The organism is Micromonospora noduli, from assembly GCF_003264365.1.
GTDB classification, from domain to species: Bacteria; Actinomycetota; Actinomycetes; order Mycobacteriales; family Micromonosporaceae; genus Micromonospora; species Micromonospora noduli.
The window spans coordinates 16,805-35,604 of the sequence record NZ_PYAK01000060.1; the positions used below are offsets into that span (position 1 = coordinate 16,805).

The following is an 18,800-nucleotide window of genomic DNA, read 5'->3' on the forward strand; positions in this document are numbered from 1 at the left end:
TGGCCGGCGTCCGGGCGGCGGGCCGCGCAGGCGCACCGTTCCCGGCCTGGATCTCCCGGTACCCGGGCTGTCGCCAACTCACACGTGTGTGATCGAAAACGTCCGGGAAATTGCGGCTTTTGCCCCATCTGTCGGAAAAGTTCGAAGGATTGCCGGGAACCCCCTCCCCAGCCGACCGCGTCATGGTCTGCTCGTTGGCGGAGAGGAGACCACAGTGCGTACCGTTCTTGTGTGCGTTCGGACACCACTCGCGGCCCAGCACCTTACTTCTGCTGCCGCGCGGCTGGGGTTGTCCGCGATCGTTCGTACCGCCGTCTCTGATCCCGAGGTGATGCTGCGGCTGGCCGAGCGACCGGCCGACGTGGTCCTGGCCGACACGGCCCTCACCCGGCCGGACAGCGCCGGCTTCGTCCGCCGGGTGTTGGCGCGTGCGCCGCAGGCGGCGGTGCTGCTGCTCGGCACTGAGGAGTCCGAGGCCGCGGCGGCCACCATCAGCGCCGGCGCCCGGGGGCTGATCCAGAATGTCGACCATGACCTGACCAGCGCGGTGGCGAAGGCGCTACTGCTGCTCACCGCGCCTGGCCGGGCCTCCCGCCAGCGGATCACCGATCCGGCCCGCGATGCGGCGGCGGTGGTTGGTTCCGGCCGCTCCGGGCCGTCGCCGCGCGGTTCCGGTGAGCCCGGTTGGGCGGCCGCAGCCGCCGACGGGCCGGCCGGGGTGGCGTCGGTGCCGGTGCAGCGGGGCGATGACGAGGCGGAGGCGGGGACCGGCGAGTCGCCGGCGCAGACCGACCCGGGCCGTCCCGCCCCGAACGCCCGACCCAGTCGGGCGTCGATCGGCCTCACCGAGCGTGAGCTTCAGGTGCTGCTCGGCATGGCCGAGGGCAAGAGCAACGCGGAGATCGGCCGGGAGTTGTTCGTCTCGGAGGACACCGTCAAGACGCACGCCCGCCGGTTGTTCCGCAAGCTTGGTGCCCGGGACCGGGCGCACGCGGTGGCGGCGGGCTTCCGCGCCGGTCTGGTGGCCTGACAAACGCGCCGCGCCGCCGCAGGGCACGCCGCCGGAAGCGGGGTACGCCGTACGCCACGCAGCCGGGCAACGCTGCGCGGAAGCGCGCGGTACGCCGCAAGGCACGCCCGCGCAGCCGGGGTACGCCGCGCGGCAGCGGGGCATCCGCCGGGGGGTCAGCGGGGGCAGGCCACGCGAGACCAGGGGTACGCCGCGCAGCTGCGCGGCGGTGTCACTTGGTGGCGGTCGGGGCGCCCGGCTCGTCCTCGGTGCCCTCGGACAGGGTGTCGTGCACCCCGTCCGCGTACCCCCGGGCGTAGTCCCAGGTCACGTAGTGATCCGGGTCGGGGTCGTAGGCGGGCTCGTGAACCCGGGGGCGGCCCGAGTTGAGGAGGTGCCGCAGGTTGCCGCGGAGCAGGTCCCAGTCGAAGTAGTGCGGCTCGCGACAGTCCTCGCATTCGATCACCAGCCCGCGAACCCCGATCGGGGCCAGCAGAGCCTGGTAAATCTCCAGGTCAGCGAGGTCTTCCAGCACATCCTGCCGCTCGACGTCGGTCAGCGGATCCGGCGTCGCGTCATCGCCCGGGTCATCCAGACCCGCGGTCGGATCGGCCGGGTCGCCATTGAACGGGTCGATGGGCTCGTCGTGCACCCCCTCACCGTAGACCCAACGCGGTGCGAACGTCCGCCCCCCGGCCTCCGCGCCGGCCCGGCCTGCCACGGACGGGTCGCCCAGCTCACTGGGTACGATGAGGCGACGTGCCGGCATCGTGGCGCGCTCCGGTGCCCGCCCGCGCCACCTCGCTGAAGCCCATCCGAGCAGCTCAGGGGAGCAATCGTGGAAAATTCGCCCAGCACCGATCTTCCGGCCGGCGTCGAGCACGCCGACCTGGGCGGCCACCTGCCCGAGCTGCCGGCCGGCTCCGCCCGGGTGGTTCCGCTCGGCCTCACCTTCGACGACGTGCTGCTCCAGCCGGGCGAGTCGGACGTGGTGCCCAGCCGGGTCAACACCCGGACGAAGCTCACCCGCAACATTGAGTTGTCCATTCCGCTGCTGTCCAGCGCGATGGACACGGTGACCGAGGCCCGGATGGCGATCGCCATGGCCCGCCAGGGCGGCATCGGCGTGTTGCACCGCAACCTCTCCCTGGAGGACCAGGCCCTCCAGGTCGACCTGGTGAAGCGCTCCGAGTCCGGCATGATCACCAACCCGGTGACCGCCAGCCCGGACGACACGCTGCGCGAGGTCGACGAGCTGTGTGGGCGTTACCGCATCTCCGGCGTTCCGGTGGTGGACGGCGACGGCCAGCTGGTCGGCATCGTCACCAACCGGGACATGCGTTTCGTCTCTGAGCCGAACACTCCGGTTCGCGAGATCATGACTCACACCCCGCTGGTCACCGCGCGGGTCGGGGTGAGCAAGGACGACGCCCTGGCGCTGCTGCGTCAGCACAAGGTCGAGAAGCTGCCGATCGTCGACGACTCGGGCCGGCTGCGTGGCCTGATCACCGTCAAGGACTTCACCAAGAGCGAGCAGTACCCGGACGCCAGCAAGGACGACGCCGGCCGGCTGCGGGTCGCCGCCGCCATCGGTGTGGGCGAGGACGCGTACAAGCGGGCCCGTGCCCTGGTCGACGCGGGCGTCGACGTGCTGATCGTGGACACCGCGCACGGTCACCAGCGGGCCGTGCTGGACATGGTCCGCCGGCTCAAGGCCGACGTGACGGTCGACATCATGGGCGGCAACGTGGCCACGTACGCCGGCGCGAAGGCGCTTGTCGACGCCGGCGCCGACGGCGTCAAGGTGGGCGTGGGGCCGGGCGCGATCTGCACCACCCGAATTGTCGCCGGCGTCGGCGTGCCGCAGGTGACCGCGATCATGGAGGCCGCCCGGGCCGCCCGTCCGGCCGGCGTGCCGGTGATCGGCGACGGCGGCATCCAGTACTCCGGCGACATCGCCAAGGCCCTGGTGGCCGGCGCCGACACGGTGATGCTCGGTAGCCTGCTGGCCGGCTGCGAGGAGAGCCCCGGCGAGTTGATCTTCGTCAACGGCAAGCAGTTCAAGACGTACCGCGGGATGGGGTCGCTCGGCGCGATGCAGTCCCGGGGTCAGGCCAAGTCGTACAGCAAGGACCGTTACTTCCAGCAGGACGTGCTCAGCGACGACAAGCTGGTCCCCGAGGGCGTGGAGGGTCAGGTGCCCTACCGGGGGCCGCTGTCCCGGGTCGCCCACCAGCTGGTCGGCGGGCTGCGGCTGGCCATGGGGTACGCCGGTGCGGAGAACATCCCCGATCTGCACCGCCGGGGCCAGCTCATCCGGATCACCGCGGCTGGTCTGAAGGAGAGCCACCCGCACGACATCCAGATGACCGTCGAGGCGCCCAACTACCACACCCGCTGATCCAACACCCCAACCACCTGGAGTCCCCCATGCGTGACGTGGTCGAGATCGGGCTGGGCAAGACCGCGCAGCGCGGCTACCACCTGGACGACATCGCCATCGTGCCGAGCCGCCGTACCCGGGACGTCGACGACGTCTCGACGTCCTGGCAGCTCGACGCGTACCCGTTCGGCATTCCGTGCGTCGGCCACCCCTCCGACGCCACCATGAGCCCGGCCTCGGCGGTGCGGCTCGGTCAGCTCGGCGGCCTCGGCGTGCTCAACGTCGAGGGGCTCTGGACCCGCTACGAGAACCCGACCAAGGTGCTGGACGAGCTGGCCGGCCTCGACGAGGAGGCCCGCGCCACCAAGCGGCTCCAGGAGGTGTACGCCGAGCCGATCCGCCCGGACCTGATCGCGGAGCGGGTCCGCGAGCTGCGCGCCGGTGGCAGCACGGTGGCGGTGCGGGTCTCCCCGCAGCACACCCTCGCGCTGGCGCCGGTGATCCTGGACGCCGGAGTGGACATCCTGGTCATCCAGGGCACCATCGTCTCGGCCGAGCACGTGTCGACCACCGATGAGCCGCTGAACCTCAAGGAGTTCATCGCCGACCTCGACCTGCCGGTGATCGTCGGTGGCTGCACCGACTACAAGACGGCGCTGCACCTGATGCGTACCGGCGCGGCCGGCGTGATCGTGGGCATCGGTGGCGACGAGTGGTCGACCACCGAGTCGGTGCTGGGCATCCGGGTGCCGATGGCCACCGCGATCGCCGACGCCGCGGCGGCCCGCCGTGACTACCTGGACGAGACCGGCGGCCGTTACGTGCACCTGATCGCCGACGGTGACATCCAGACCTCGGGCGACATCGCCAAGGCGCTCGGCTGCGGCGCGGACGCGGTGATGCTCGGTGAGCCGCTGTCGCTCTGCGACGAGGCCCCCGCCGGTGGTGCCTGGTGGCACTCGGCGGCGAGCCACCCGTCGCTGCCCCGGGGTGCCTTCGAGGTCTCCGGTGAGCCGCTCGGGTCGATGGAGCAGCTGCTCTTCGGGCCGGCCGACGAGGCCGACGGCCAGCTCAACCTGTTCGGTGGGCTGCGTCGGGCGATGGCCAAGTGTGGCTACCGTGACCTGAAGGAGTTCCAGAAGGTCGGTCTGGTCCTCGACCGCTGACCGATCCGTCAGACGCCGGAAGGCCGGCCCCGCAACACTGCGGGGCCGGCCTTCGTCGTACCGGGGGTGTCAGCCCTCGGTGAACTCGACCCAGTTCAGGTTGGCGAGGCCGCTGGTCGGGCCGCCGGGTACGGCGGTGAAGACCAGGTAGAGCCGGTGCGCTCCGGCGGGCTGGTCCACCGGCACGGTGGTGCTGGTGAAGGCGGAGTTGCCCGTGGTTGCGTTCAGCGCCGCCGTGGCGACGACCGGACCGGTCGGCGAGTCAAGTCTTAGCTCCACCCCGGCTCGGGGGGTGCCGGCGGTGGCCGCCGAGCCTCCCGAGTGCCGCAGTGTCACGGTGGACACCCCGCCCAGGTTGATCGGGTCGAAGGCGACGTGGTCGCCCGGGTCGATGCCGCTGACATGCTGGCCGCCGCCGGTGTCGCCGGTGGTCGCCACCTCCACACCCTGCCTCACCTGGGCGTTTTCGGCCTGCTGACGAGGGGTCTGGATGATCGCTTGGCCGACCGTGGTGAGTGCGGCCTGGCCGCCACCGCCGAGGTCGGTGTAGGAGGCGCTTATCCCGCCGTACAGGTAGCCACCGGCGTGGTCGCCGCCGTCGGCAGGGGTGGCGAGGGTGCCGGTGCAGCCGGTCGTGGAGCTGTCCGGGTGGCCGTGGCTGTCGTGGCCGAGGACGAAGGTGACTGTCACCCGTGCGCAGTCCACCGGCCCGTCCTCCGGGTCGGTCACCGTGACGGTGAACGGCACGGTCTCGCCCCAGGTGAAGAAGCTGCCGGACACCGGGGAGGTGACGGTCACCGTGGGCGCGGTGTTGCCGACCACGATCTCCTTGGTGAGGACCGCCGTCTTCCCGCTGGAGTCGGTCACCGTCAGCTTCGCGGTGTACGTCCCGTTGGCGGTGTAGGTGAACGACGGGTTGGGGTCGGCCGAGTCGACGGTGCCGTCGCTGGTGAAGTCCCAGGCGTACGAGATGGACTCGCCCGGGTCGGGGTCGTAGCTGCCCGCTGAGGAGAACCGCACGGTCAGCGGCGCGGTTCCCGACGTCGGGGTGGCGTCGAGTTTCGCCACCGGAGATCGCTTGCCCTTGACGTACCGGATCACGGACAGCTGTGCGTCCGGGTTGGCGCGGAAGAAGCCGTCGCCGTACTCCAGCAGGTAGAGAGAGCCGTCGGGGCCGAACTCCATGTCCATCGGGTTGTCGAAGACGACGCCCGGCAGGAACTGCTCGACGCCGGTCAGGGTGCCCCGGCCGTCGGTGCGCATCATGAACATCTTGTCTCGGGTGAACTCACCGAACACCACCGCGTTCTGGTAGTACTCGGGGAACTTCACCTCTGACGTCGACGCCGGATCGTACGAGTAGATCGGGCCGCCCATCGGGCCGACGCCGCCGGTGCCGATCACCGGCCACTTGAAGTCGCAGCCGGCCGCCGGGGTCTCCAGGTACGACCCGGCACACGGGGTACGCGCGTCGAACGTGTACCAGAACTGCGGCTGCTCAACCTTCGGCAGGACCCGCAGGCCGGTGTTACGCGGTGAGTCGTTGACCGGGGCGCCGCAGTTGAACGGGGCTCCCGAGGTGCGGGTCACGAAGTCGAAGTCGATGTACGGCAGGCTCGGTGAGTAGCAGTAGGGCCAACCGTAGTTGCCGGCCTTGTTGGTGGCGAACCAACGGCCGGTGCCGTCGGGTCCCCGGGCGGCGTTGGGGACGCGGGAGTCCGGCGAGTAGTCGCCGACGTAGACCATGCCCTTGGCGTCCACGTCGTACCGGAAGGGGTTGCGCAGCCCCATCAGGAAGATCTCCGGCCGGGTCTTCCCGGCGGTGTCGTTCTCCTCGGGGAAGAGGTTGCCGTTGGGGACGGTGTACGTGCCGTTGGCCCGCACCTTGATTCGCAGCAGCTTCCCGCGCAGGTCGTTGGTGTTCGCAGCGGAGCGCTGCGCGTCGTAGCCAGGGCCCTGGGTGGGTGACTCGTTGATCGGGGTGTAGCCGTCGGAGCCACCGGCGTTGGTGTCGTCCCCGGTGATCAGGTAAAGCAGACCTCTGCCGTCGAACTTGATCTCGCCGGCGACGTGGCAGCAGATGCCGCGGTCCACGTCCACCCGGAGGATCTGCTGCTCGGTGCTCATGTCCAGGTGTGGGGTGGGGGAGTCCACCAACTTCACCCGGGAGAGCTGGTTGTAGCCCTTGAACTTGTTCCACACTGTGGGGTCGGTGGAGGTGGCGGGAGCGTCGCCCTCGTTGACTCCGGGAGTGGCCGGGTCGTCGACCGGGGTGTTCAGCCTCGGCGCGTAGTAGATGTAGACCCACTTGTTGGTCGCGAAATCCGGATCGATGGCAACCGATTGGAGGCCGTCCTCGTCGTGCTGGTACACGTCCACTGTGGTGATGACCGGGCTGGCGCCGGTGGCCGGGTCGTAGAGCCGCACCTCACCGCCCCGGGTGTTGTGCAGCACCCGGCCGTCGGGGAGCACGGCCAGCGACATGGGCTCGCCCGGGTCGTCGTTGAGGGTGACCTTTTCGTAGTTGCCGAGCACCGTGGCGCCGCAGTCGCCCTCGACCACGCCGGCGGACCACTGGATACCACCGAGCAGGTGCTCGCGGAACCTCGCCGAGCGGTACGTCTCGATGCTGTGCCCGAGCCCGGTGTAGAAGGAGCGGCCACCCTGGTGGTCCTTGCACCAGGTGACCGGGTGGTCGTATCCCATCGCGCCACCGGCGTAGGTCTTCTCGTCGACAGTGGCCAGCACGTGCGCGGTGCCCCGGACGTTGCGGCTGAAGTTGTACCACTCCTCGGTGAGGGTGAGCGTGCGCGGCAACGTCTCGGTGGCCGGGTGGGCCCGGTCGGCCACGTCCACCACGCCACGGACGGCCGGTGAGGCGCTGGCGACCTTCGCGCCGACCAGGTCCTGGTAGAAGGCCCAGTCCGGCTCGGTCTCGGCCGCCGCGTGCACGCCCACGTAACCGCCGCCGGCCTTGACGTACGCCTCGAAGGCCGCTTCCTGGCTGGCGTTGAGCACGTCGCCGGTGGTGTTGAGGAAGACGACAGCACGGTACTTCGCCAGCTCGCCGGCGGTGAAGACGGCGGCGTCCCGGCTCACCGTGACGGTGAAGTCGCTCGCCTGGGCCAGTTGCCGGATGGTCTCGACGCCGTCGGGAATGGACGCGCGACGCTCACCGGCGGTCTTGGTGAAGACCAGCACCCGGTAGGTCTGCGGGGCACGTGCGGTCGAGCGCAGCGCGGCTGGTCCGTTCTCCGCCACGGTCGGCGTGGTCGGGGCCACGTCGTCTGTCGGTGCGGCGGTCGCGGGGACGGCGGAGGTGAGGGGGATGGTGAGGATCAGTCCAGCGGCGACGGCGAACCATCGTCGTCCGGTCGGTCGGGGCATCGGTTCCTCCGGTGGTCGGCAGACGCGCGGCATCCCCAGCCCGTGGAGGGCCGGCAGCACGTCTGCGTGGGGGATGGACCGGGCGCGTCCCGTCGCCGTACGGGAGGCGCGGGGTGAAGGGGCCGGTGTCGATCGGCCCCGTCACCGAGAGCCGGCGCGGTGGCCGGCGGAGGGGGGCGCGACCGGTGTCCGCTGGACACCGGTCGCGCCGGGGATCACTTGTCGACGTAGATGGTCAGGTCGGACATGTTGCGGTAGCTGGTCGCCGCGAAGTCCAGCGACTGGCCCCTGTTCTCGGCGCCGCCGGGGGCGGTGTCCATCTCCCAGTTGGCGTGGTGGAAGTTGCGCTCGCCGATGGTCTGGAAGAACTGCTGGAAGTTGAGGTCGCCCTCACCCAGCGGGGTCATCTGGTAACCGTTGGGGACGCTGGTGTCCCGGTCGCCGTCCTTGGCGTGGAAGAGCGGGAACCGGGTGGTCCGGTCGGCCACGGTGAGGATCGGGTCGAACAGGTCGGTCACCTCCTGGCCGGCCGGGTTTACGTACTTCTGGTGCTTGTAGCGGGCCACGTAGGCCCAGTAGATGTCCAGCTCGAAGAAGACGTACCGCGGGTCGGTGATCTCGAAGAAGTACTCCAGTCGGCGGATGCCGGAGGACCGGGTCTGCCGGCCCTGGGCGTCGCGCGGGCCCCGGTCGATCAGGAAGTTGTACGCGGCGTCGTGGTTGTGCGTGTAGAGCCGCATCCCCCGGGCTCGGGCCTGCCGGCCCAGCTCGTTCCAGATGTCCGCGGCGGCGTCCCACTCGGCCTTGTACGCGCTGCTGGTCGGGTCGCTGCCGGTGCCGATGTTCTTCATGCCGAGTTCCTCGGCGATGTCCAACTGCTGCTGGAAGGTGGCCGGCTGGATCGAGGCGTGGGTGCCGTTGGCCACCAGACCGTTGTCGTCGAGGATCTTGCGGATCTCGGCGGGGGTGATCTGCCGACCGAGGATCTCGGTGCTCTGGGTGTAGCCGGCGAACTCGATCTCCTTGTAGCCGATTTCGGCGAGTCGAGCGAGGACGCGCTCGAAGCCGTACGGCACTCCGCTGTCGTCGGGCGCGGCGGTGATCCGGTCGCGGACGCTGTAGAGGATGATGCCGCGGTTCTTGGCCGGGATCAGCGGCTCGACCCGCAGCTTGCTCGCGTTGCCGGGGTTGGCGAGCGCCGGGGTGCCGGTGGCGAGGACGGGTAGGCCGGCCGCGCCGATCGCGGCGGCGGCCCCGGCGGAGGCGGCGAGCAGGGACCGGCGGCTGAGCCGGCCGGTGGGGGTGGCGTCGGGGGCGGTGTGGTCTGGCATGGTTCCACCTTTCGCGACGGCGGTTGCCGTCGATGACGATCAGCAGAGGGCGACGAGATCCGGTCGCGGGGCGCCGCCGAGCGCCCGTTGCGTGTGTTGGGCCAGGACGGAGGGGTGTCGTCCCGGCCGTGATCGGTTTGAATGTGCCGAGCACGTTACATCTTGGAGACAGACACTAACGTCGGTCGAAGTCGAAAGAAAGTATCGATCGACGGTAACTTTTGCTTGATTCAACGAAAGTCACTGATGATCGTCGATACGGGCTGCGTGGCCGGTGGCGCTGACTACGCTCTTCCTGACCGGAGGTACCGCAGGGGGTGTGCATGGTCCGGACCGGACGGAGATCGGCCGGCAGTCGGTTGGCCGCCGTCGTCGCCGTGCTGGCCTGCGCGATCGGGCTGGCCGCCACCGGTTGTACCGGCGACCGCGACGGCTTCCGGCCCGGCGCCGCCGACGTCGGCGACCCGTACGTGCCGGGGCACGGCAACGGCGGTTACGACGTCGGGCACTACGGCCTCGACGTCCGCTACGACCCGTCGACCGACCGGCTGACCGGACGAGCCGTCATCACGGCCACCGCCACCCAGGACCTGTCCCGGTTCAACCTGGACCTGGTCGGCCTGGAGGTCCGCGCGGTCAGCGTGGGTGACGCGCCGGCCGAGCACCGGCGCGGCGACGGCGAGCTGGTGGTGACCCCCCGCGACGGACTGCCGCGCGGTCGGCAGTTCACAGTGACGGTCGAGTACGCGGGAGTCCCCACGGCCGTCGACGACGGGGCGTTGGGCAGCGGCGGCTTCCTGCACACCGCCGACGGCGCGGTGGCGCTCGGCCAACCCGACTCGGCCGCCACCTGGTTCCCGGTCAACGACCACCCGTCGGACAAGGCCACCTACGACCTGGCGGTGACCGTCCCGGACGGACTGGCCGCGCTGAGCAACGGCGTACCCGGGCCGAAGAGCAGCGCCGACGGCTGGACCACCTGGCGCTGGTCGGAGCGCGCCCCGATGGCCAGCTACCTGAGCACACTCGTGATCGGTGACTACCGGGTGGTGACCGGCACGCACGCCGGCCGGCCGATGGTCACGGCGGTGGCCGCGAGCCTGCCGGCGACCGGCGGCGCGGCCACCTCGCTGGCCCGCACCGGCGCGATCGTCGACTTCCTGGCCAGCCGCTTCGGCCCGTACCCGTTCGACTCGTACGGGGGGATCGTGATCGCCGACGACCGGATCGGGTACGCGCTGGAGACCCAGTCCCGGCCGGTCTACGGGCCCGGCTTCTTCGCCGACGACCGGCCGAACCCGAGCGTCGTCGCGCACGAGCTGGCGCACCAGTGGTTCGGTGACAGCGTGTCGCTGACCAGGTGGAGCGACATCTGGCTCAACGAGGGCTTCGCCAGCTACGCCGAGTGGCTGTGGGAGGAGCACGACGGCGGCCGGACCGCCCAGCGCAACTTCGAGATCCAGTACGCGGCGACCGACTGGACGCAGCCGTCGGTCGAGCCGGGCCGAGAGCAGATGTTCGGCTCGGCCGTCTACAAGCGCGGGGCGCTCGCCGTGCACGCGTTGCGCCGGACCGTCGGTGACGACCTCTTCTTCCGCATCCTGCGTACCTGGACCACCGAGCGGGCGGCGGGTAACGCGACCACCGCGGACCTCGTCGCGCTGGCCGAGCGGGTCGCCGAGCGGCAACTGCGTCCCCTCTTCGACGCCTGGTTGGTGGGTGGGTCGGCCCCCACACTGCCGTGACCCGGCCCCGCCGCCCGGTCGATATGCTGCCGCCTGCGAACGGCGGGTAGGCGCCCGTTCGTGCGGGACGGCGGAGGCCGTGACCGGCCACCGTGCGGAAAGGGTGTGGGATGCGGGGGACGCGGCGCAGACTGCGAGTGGCTGCCGGCCTGCTGGTGACCGGTGCGCTCGCACTGTCCGGATGCGACTCGGCCGGCCCGGAGACGGCCCTACCACCGAGCGCGTCCCCCACGCCGGGGCGGACGTTCACAGCGGGCGCCGACGGGGTCGGCGACGCCTACTTCCCGACCTACGGCAACGGCGGCTACGACGTCGCGCGGTACACGGTGAAGGTGCGCTACGACCCAGCCAAGGACCAGTTGACGGGTACGACCACAGTCCGGGCCACCGCGACGGCCGACCTGTCGACGTTCAACCTCGACCTGGCCGGTCTGACCGTCAGCGCCGTCACAGTGGACGGCGTTCCGGCGACCCACAGCCGCAAGCGGAACGAGTTGGTGATCAAGCCGGCTTCCGGACTCATCAACGGCAATGGGTTCGTTGCCGAGATCACCTACGCGGGCAAGCCGAAGCCGCTGAGGAACGAGACGCTCGGTGACGGCGGCTTCCTGCACACCGCCGACGGTGCCATCGCGCTGGGTCAGCCCGAGTCGGCCAGTACCTGGTTCCCGGTGAACGACCACCCGTCGGACAAGGCGGCCTACGACTTCGAGGTCACCGTTCCGGACGGCCTGACCGCGATCAGCAACGGCGTTCCCGGCGGCAAGACCAGCTCGGGCGGTTGGACCACCTGGAAGTGGTCGGAGAAGTCGCCGATGGCCAGCTATCTGAGCACCCTGGTGATCGGCAAGTTCCGGATCACCACCGGCGAGCACAAGGGCCGGCCGGTCTACAACGCGGTCACCACCACCGAGGCCAAGGGGAACGCGGACGCGTCCATCGCGCAGACCGTCGCCGTGGCCGACTACCTGGAGAGTGTGTTCGGGCCGTACCCGTTCGGCGCGTACGGCGGGGTGGTGATCTCCGACAGCCGGATCTCGTACGCCCTGGAGACGCAGAGCCGACCGGTCTACGCGGCGAGCTTCTTCCGGCAGGGCGAGAACACCGAGGTCGTCGCCCACGAGCTGGCGCACCAGTGGTTCGGCGACAGCGTCGCGTTGGCCAAGTGGGAGGACATCTGGCTCAACGAGGGCTTCGCGACGTACGCGGAGTGGCTCTGGGCCGAGCACACCAAGGAGTACACCGCCAAGGAGGCGTTCGACAGGCGTTACGCCGAGATGTCCGCGCAGGTGTGGAGGACACCGCCGGGCAAGCCGGGCGTGGAGAAGCTGTTCAGCGAGTCGGTCTACCAGCGCGGTGGGATGACCCTGCACGCCCTGCGGGTGACCGTCGGCGACAAGGCGTTCTTCGAGATCCTCAAGACCTGGGCGGCGGAGAAGCGCGACGGCATCGCCACCACGCCCGAGTTCGTGGCCTTGGCCGAGCGGATCTCCGGCAAGCAGCTCGACGCGATCTTCGACGCCTGGCTCTACGGCACCAAGAAGCCGGCCCTGCCCAAGCGGCTCTGAGCGGCGGTCAGTTCTTGACGACCAGGGCGGGGTGGGCGGCCAGGTAGGCGTCGGCACGGCCGGCGCGGAGTTCGGTGAGGAATTTCCGGCCCTCGCTGGTCAGCTGTTCGCCCCGGTAGGCGCTGCCCTTGCCGACACCGGAGCCGGGCAGCCCGACCAGCGTGAAACGGTTCTCCGGCAGGCCACTGAGGGCGTACGCGATGTCCACGATCCGGCGCCCGCCCACGTAGACCAGCGTGTCGCCCAGCGCGGAGACCACCTGGTCGACGCGCTCGGGTTGCCGGGCCAGGCCCTCGTCCAGAATCTTGCGGGTCATCGCCCGGATCAGCTGCTGCTGGTGCCGCTGCCGCGCGTAGTCGCCGCCGGTGATGTAGCGCTGCCGCGAGTAGTCCAGCGCCTGCCAGCCGTTGAGGTGCTGCTCGCCCTTCTCGTACACCTGCTGCGGCCCCTTGTAGCCGCCGGGCGCGCTCTCCCGGTACTTGCCGTCCGGTCGGCGGTGCAGCGACTCGACCCGCTGGTCGACGTAGATGTCCACCCCACCCAGGGCGTTCACCAGCCGGTCGAACCCGTTGAAGGTGAGCACCGCGCCGGCGTCGATGCGCAGCCCGGTGTAGCCGCTGACCGTGCTGCGCAGCAGCTCGTACCCCTGGGGGGTGCTGGGTTGTTTGGGTTTGCCCGGCACCCGGCTGCCGAAGCTCATCGCGTGCGTGAGTTTGGTCTTGCCGCCCTTGTAGCCGGCCTTCGGGAACGCCGGGATGTCCACCACCAGGTCGCGGGGGAGTGAGAAGAGGTACGCCCGATCCAACCCCTTGGGTACGTGCAGCACCAGCACGGCGTCCGAGTGCGGCTCCCAGCCGGGCACGCTGACCCGGGTGTCCACACCGACCAGTAGCAGGTTGAGCGGGCCGGTGATGTCCGCTCCCGGCGGTGGACCGCTGGGGCTGGGGGTCGGCGTGCCGACCGGTGACGGAGTCGGTGAGCCGGCCACCGGAGGGCCGCCCGGCTTGTCGTTCCCGGTCAGCCGGGTGATCACCACAGTGCCGGCCGCGATCAGCGCGACGACGGCGAGGGCCGCCAACCCCAGCAGCAGCCACCGTCGGCGCGGAGCCATCGACCCGAGAACCATCCTGGATTCCTTCCACCCGTCTGGTGAACAACGCTCCGACGGGTGCTCCGGGTTGCGGCCGGGAGACGCCGGGTCGGTCGGCCGGAGCATGATCGCGCGAAAAGTGCCGCTGGCGCGAGCGCTACTCGCGAGTAATGATGCGTCCATGCGGTACGACGTGGTCGTCATCGGGTCCGGCTTCGGCGGCAGCGTCACCGCGCTCCGACTGGCCGAGAAGGGCTACTCGGTCGCGGTGCTGGAAGCCGGCCGCCGCTTTGCCGACGACGAGTTCCCGCGAACGTCCTGGCGGGTCCGCCGGTTCCTCTGGGCACCGAAGCTGGGCTGCTACGGCATCCAACGGCTCACCCTGCTCCGCCCGGCCGACAGACGATCCGGCGGCGGAGTGCTGGTGCTCTCCGGCGCCGGGGTGGGCGGCGGTTCGCTGGTCTACGCGAACACCCTCTACGAACCGCTGCCGGCCTTCTACAGCGACCCGCAGTGGCGGGACATCACCGACTGGCGCGACGAGTTGGCCCACCACTACGACCAGGCGAAACGGATGCTCGGCGTCACCACGTACCCGATGCACACCGGCGCGGACCGCGCCATGCGCGCGGTGGCCGAGCGGATGGGGGTGGGGCACACCTTCCACGCCACCCCGGTGGGCGTGCACATCGGCCGTCCCGGCCAGCGGGTCGACGACCCGTACTTCGGCGGCGCCGGCCCGGAACGCACCGGCTGCCTGCACTGCGGATCGTGCATGACCGGCTGCCGGCACGGGGCGAAGAACACGCTGGTCAAGAACTACCTCTGGCTCGCCGAACGGCTCGGGGTCACGGTCCGCCAGTTGACCACCGTGACCGCCGTCCGGCCCGCCGACGGCGGCGGGTACGAGGTGCACACCGAACGCACCGGCGCCTGGCTGCGCAAGGGTCGGCAGGTCATCCACGCCGACCAGGTGGTCTTCGCCGCCGGGGCGCTCGGCACCCAGCGGCTGCTGCACGGGATGCGGGCCGACGGTGCGCTACCCGGGCTCTCGCACCGCCTCGGCGAGCTGACCCGCACCAACTCGGAGGCGATCCTCGGTGCCTCGGTGCCCCGCCAACGGGCCCGGTCCGAGCGGTTGGACTACACCGAAGGGGTGGCCATCACCAGCTCGTTCCACCCCGACCCGCAGACCCACATCGAGCCGGTCCGCTACGGGCGGGGCTCCAATGCGATGGGGCTGCTCCAGTCGCTGCTGGTCGACGGCGGCCCGCACCGGGTACGCCGCTGGCTGGGCAGCATCGTGCGGCAGCCCCGGTTGGCGGCGCGGATGCTGTCGGTACGCGGCTGGTCGGAACGGACGGTGATCGCCCTGGTCATGCAGTCAGTGGACAACTCGCTGACCACCCGGTGGCGGCGTGGCCCGCTCGGCCGCAGGTTGGTCACCGGCCCGGGCCACGGCACGCCCAGCCCCACCTGGATACCCGCCGGCAACACCGCCGCCCGGATGCTCGCCGACGAGATCGGCGGCACCCCCGGCGGCTCACTCACCGAACCCTTCGACATCCCGATGACCGCGCACATCCTGGGCGGGGCGGTCATCGGGGCCACCCCGGCCGACGGGGTGATCGACCCCTGGCACCGGGTGTACGGGCACGTCGGGCTGCACGTGGTCGACGGCGCGGCCGTCTCGGCCAACCTGGGCGTGAACCCCTCCCTGACGATCACCGCACAGGCGGAACGGGCGATGTCCTTCTGGCCCAACAAGGGCGACAAGGACCCCCGCCCGGCGCTCGGCTCCCCGTACCGCCGGCTGTCGCCCGTACCTCCGCGCAAGCCGGCGGTCCCGGCGGACGCCCCGGGTGCGCTGCGTTCCTGATCCCCGCCGGCCGCCACGGCGAGCCGGTGCCGGCAGCGGCCGTGACTGTCGGTAGGCTTCGTGCACATGAGCCTGCCTCGCCCCGTCCTCGTGGTGGACTTCGGAGCCCAGTACGCCCAGCTCATCGCCCGCCGGGTCCGTGAGGCGAAGGTCTACTCCGAGATCGTGCCGCACTCGATGCCGATCGCCGAGATGCTGGCAAAGAACCCCGCCGCGATCATCCTCTCCGGTGGTCCGGCCAGCGTCTACGCCCCGGACGCGCCGCAGATCGACGCGGGCGTCTTCAGCGCCGACGTGCCGGTCTTCGGCATCTGCTACGGCTTCCAGGCGATGGCCCAGGCGCTCGGCGGCACGGTCACCAGGACCGGCAACCGTGAGTACGGCGGCACCCCGCTACGCCCCCGCCTCCTCGACCCCGGTGTGCTGCTGCGTGACCTGCCCGCGGACCTGCCGGTCTGGATGAGCCACGGCGACTGCGTCACCGAGGCGCCAGAGGGCTTCACGGTGACCGCCGAGTCGGCGGGCGCGCCGGTCGCCGCATTCGAGGACCTGGCCGGCCGCCGGGCCGGCGTGCAGTTCCACCCGGAGGTCGGGCACACCGCGCACGGCCAGGAGATGCTGACCCGCTTCCTCTACGACATCGCCGGCATCGAGCCGACCTGGACTCCCGAGAACATCATCGACGAGCAGGTCGCCCGGATCCGCGCCCAGATCGGCGACAAGGAGGTCATCTGCGGCCTCTCCGGCGGGGTGGACTCGGCGGTCGCCGCGGCGCTCGTGCACAAGGCCGTCGGTGACCAGCTCACCTGCGTCTTCGTCGATCACGGTCTGCTGCGCGCAGGCGAGGCCGAGCAGGTGGAGAAGGACTACGTCAGCGCCACCGGCATCAAGCTGAAGGTGGTCGACGCCACCGACCGGTTCCTCGGAGCGCTCGCCGGGGTGACCGACCCGGAGCAGAAGCGCAAGATCATTGGTCGGGAGTTCATCCGGGTCTTCGAGGCCGCGGCCCGCGAGATCGCCGCACACGGCGACGTCGAGTTCCTCGTCCAGGGCACCCTCTACCCCGACGTGGTGGAGTCCGGCGGCGGCACCGGCACCGCCAACATCAAGAGTCACCACAACGTCGGCGGCCTCCCGGAGGACCTGAAGTTCGCGCTGGTCGAGCCGCTGCGCACCCTGTTCAAGGACGAGGTCCGGACGCTCGGCCTCCAACTGGGCCTGCCCGAGGCGATGGTCTGGCGGCACCCGTTCCCCGGCCCCGGCCTCGCCATCCGCATCATCGGCGCGGTCGACCAGCAGCGCCTCGACCTGCTCCGCCAGGCCGACCTGATCGCCCGCGAGGAGCTGACCGCCGCCGGCCTCGACCGGGGCGTCTGGCAGTTCCCGGTGGTGCTCCTCGCCGACGTGCGCAGCGTCGGCGTGCAGGGAGACGGGCGCAGCTACGGGCACCCCGTGGTGCTGCGCCCGGTCTCCAGCGAGGACGCGATGACCGCCGACTGGTCCCGGCTGCCCTACGAGGTGGTGGCCCGGATCTCCACCCGGATCACCAACGAGGTCGCCGAGGTCAACCGGGTCGTCCTGGACGTCACCAGCAAGCCGCCGGGCACCATCGAGTGGGAGTGAGCGCCACTCAGGCCACCGGCGGTGGGCTGAACGGGATCGTCGGCGTGCTGGACGGGGTCGTCGGCGGGTAGGGCGGCGTCGAGGCGTACCCCTGCGGTGGCCCGCCGGGCGCGGGCCCGGCGGTGGGCGGCGGGCCGTTCTGCGGCGAGACGCCCGCGGCGTGCGGCCAGGCCGGCGCGCCGCTGGGCTCCTCCGGCATCAGGAACCACATGATCGGGTACGCGAACAGCGCGAGCCCACCGGTGAGCAGGCCGGTGACCGCGAAGATCACGCGGACCAGTGTGGGATCGACGGCGAAGTAGCGGCCGACGCCGCTGGCGACCCCGGCGACCATGCGGTCGGTGGTGGGTCGCCGAAGCTGCTTGTACGGGGCACGGGGAGCGGTGGTCGATGTCATACCCCCACGGTCCGCGCTGGCGCCCGGCCCGCCCTCGGTGACCGCCCGGATCCTTACCCTGACCAATCCCTGACCGGGGCCAGATAGTCAGGAATCCGACTCTTTTCCGTTCCGGTAACCCGGCCCGGGGAGAATTTGCTTCCGTGACCACCTTGCTCAAGCCGCTCCGCAGGATCGCGGCATACGCAGTTTGTGCTGATACAAGCGGCCGAGTCTTGCTGGTCCGCGCATCGGAGCGCTCCGGCACCCCCGGCGCGTGGTCGCTGCCCGGCGGGGCTGTCGACCACGGCGAGGACCCGAACCACACAGTCGTTCGCGAAACCGCCGCCGAAACCGGCCTCTCCGTCGCCGTCTCCGGCCTGGCCGACGTGCTCGCCGACATGCGCGCCCTACCGGACCGCGGCATCACCATCCACACCGACCGGCTGATCTACCGGGTGGCCGTGCGTGGCGGCACCCTCGCCGACCGGGTCGGCGAGCGCCCCACCGACCTGGCCCGGTGGTACACCCTCGACGAGGCCCGCGAGCTGCCGCTGCGCTCGTTCACCGCACGCGCCCTCGGACTGCCCGCCTCCTCGGCCGACGTGGTGCCCGACGAGGCACCCGAATTCCCCTCCTTCTACGCCGTGCCCGGCCCCGACGGGCTGCACCGGGCCCAGCGCTTCGCCGCGTACGCGGTCTGCACCGACCCCGCCGGCCGAGTGCTGCTCACCCGCATCTCCGACGGCTACCCCGGCGCCGGCTGCTGGCACCTACCCGGCGGCGGCACCGACTACGGCGAACAGCCCGGCGCGGCACTCATCCGAGAGCTGATCGAGGAAACCGGCCAGGCCGGCCGCCTCGTCGAGCTGCTCGGCGTCGCCAGCCACCGTGACGCCGCCTCACTCGGCCCCGAGGGCTACCCGATCGACTGGCACGGCGTACGCGCCTTCTACCGGGTCGTCGTCGACCAGCCCAACCCACTGACCGTGGCTGACGTGGGCGGCTCCACCTGCGAGGCCCGCTGGTTCGGCCGCGAGGAGTTGGGCGCCCTCCCCACCGACCGCCTCACCGAGGTGACCGCCGAAGCAGTCCAAGCCGCCCAACTCACCTGACCCCCGCCCAGTCCGCACGGCCCAGCAGCGCACCGCGCCGTCGCGCGCCGGCGGCCGCGCGCCGGGCAACTACGCCCATATGGTCCTCGCACCCACCGTCCGCGACGTCACCGCTGACGGCCGGAGGG

At 71.0% G+C, this 18,800-nt stretch carries 13 protein-coding genes; 8 read left to right on the forward strand and 5 right to left on the reverse strand.

The annotated features are described in order from the left end of the window. Positions 1-214 precede the first annotated feature (214 nt). A complete protein-coding gene (locus tag GUI43_RS28450; RefSeq protein ID WP_112700173.1) occupies positions 215-1,030 on the forward strand; it encodes a helix-turn-helix transcriptional regulator in 816 nt (271 codons plus the stop codon). A 211-nt stretch (positions 1,031-1,241) separates the two neighbouring features. Here the strand turns inward: GUI43_RS28450 and GUI43_RS28455 are convergent, their stop codons facing one another. Next, positions 1,242-1,661: a DUF5319 domain-containing protein gene (locus GUI43_RS28455; protein WP_030337860.1), complete on the reverse strand. Its 420-nt coding sequence runs from the start codon at positions 1,659-1,661 to the stop codon at positions 1,242-1,244. Positions 1,662-1,847: 186 nt separating this feature from the next. Between GUI43_RS28455 and guaB the strand changes: the two genes are divergently transcribed. Beyond that, the gene (guaB, locus tag GUI43_RS28460) at positions 1,848-3,410 is read left to right on the forward strand and encodes an IMP dehydrogenase (RefSeq protein WP_091406429.1); all 1,563 of its coding nucleotides are present in this window, start codon (positions 1,848-1,850) and stop codon (positions 3,408-3,410) included. Positions 3,411-3,439: 29 nt separating this feature from the next. Further along, complete coding sequence (locus GUI43_RS28465; protein WP_112589254.1) at positions 3,440-4,558, forward strand: GuaB3 family IMP dehydrogenase-related protein; 1,119 nt, start codon at positions 3,440-3,442, stop codon at positions 4,556-4,558. A gap of 69 nt (positions 4,559-4,627) precedes the next feature. On the opposite strand, the gene GUI43_RS28470 is transcribed toward GUI43_RS28465, so the two are convergent. Together GUI43_RS28470 and GUI43_RS28475 are read right to left on the reverse strand one after the other, a co-directional pair. Beyond that, complete coding sequence (locus GUI43_RS28470) at positions 4,628-7,945, reverse strand: ThuA domain-containing protein (protein WP_170158795.1); 3,318 nt, start codon at positions 7,943-7,945, stop codon at positions 4,628-4,630. Between the two features lie 215 nt (positions 7,946-8,160). Further along, entirely contained in the window at positions 8,161-9,276 is a 1,116-nt protein-coding gene (locus tag GUI43_RS28475) for a sugar phosphate isomerase/epimerase family protein (RefSeq protein ID WP_112589258.1), read from the reverse strand. 323 nt (positions 9,277-9,599) lie between these two features. On the opposite strand from GUI43_RS28475, the gene GUI43_RS28480 reads away from it, so the two are divergent. Together GUI43_RS28480 and GUI43_RS28485 are read left to right on the forward strand one after the other, a co-directional pair. After that, the gene (locus tag GUI43_RS28480) at positions 9,600-11,021 is read left to right on the forward strand and encodes a M1 family metallopeptidase (RefSeq protein WP_112700179.1); all 1,422 of its coding nucleotides are present in this window, start codon (positions 9,600-9,602) and stop codon (positions 11,019-11,021) included. A 110-nt stretch (positions 11,022-11,131) separates the two neighbouring features. After that, the gene (locus GUI43_RS28485; RefSeq protein WP_112700175.1) at positions 11,132-12,589 is read left to right on the forward strand and encodes a M1 family metallopeptidase; all 1,458 of its coding nucleotides are present in this window, start codon (positions 11,132-11,134) and stop codon (positions 12,587-12,589) included. Between the two features lie 7 nt (positions 12,590-12,596). Here GUI43_RS28485 and GUI43_RS28490 read toward each other — a convergent pair whose 3' ends face one another. Next, on the reverse strand, positions 12,597-13,715 hold the full coding sequence (locus GUI43_RS28490; RefSeq protein ID WP_112605392.1) for an LCP family protein: 1,119 nt from the start codon (positions 13,713-13,715) through the stop codon (positions 12,597-12,599). Positions 13,716-13,860: 145 nt separating this feature from the next. Between GUI43_RS28490 and GUI43_RS28495 the strand changes: the two genes are divergently transcribed. Continuing rightward, entirely contained in the window at positions 13,861-15,558 is a 1,698-nt protein-coding gene (locus tag GUI43_RS28495; RefSeq protein ID WP_112700176.1) for an FAD-dependent oxidoreductase, read from the forward strand. Between the two features lie 66 nt (positions 15,559-15,624). Continuing rightward, positions 15,625-17,181: a glutamine-hydrolyzing GMP synthase gene (gene guaA / locus GUI43_RS28500; RefSeq protein ID WP_112700177.1), complete on the forward strand. Its 1,557-nt coding sequence runs from the start codon at positions 15,625-15,627 to the stop codon at positions 17,179-17,181. 7 nt (positions 17,182-17,188) lie between these two features. On the opposite strand, the gene GUI43_RS28505 is transcribed toward guaA, so the two are convergent. Next, on the reverse strand, positions 17,189-17,578 hold the full coding sequence (locus tag GUI43_RS28505; protein ID WP_112700178.1) for a PspC domain-containing protein: 390 nt from the start codon (positions 17,576-17,578) through the stop codon (positions 17,189-17,191). A 143-nt stretch (positions 17,579-17,721) separates the two neighbouring features. Here GUI43_RS28505 and GUI43_RS28510 point away from each other — a divergent pair, with 143 nt between their 5' ends. Then, complete coding sequence (locus GUI43_RS28510; RefSeq protein WP_112589272.1) at positions 17,722-18,672, forward strand: NUDIX hydrolase; 951 nt, start codon at positions 17,722-17,724, stop codon at positions 18,670-18,672. Positions 18,673-18,800 lie beyond the last annotated feature (128 nt).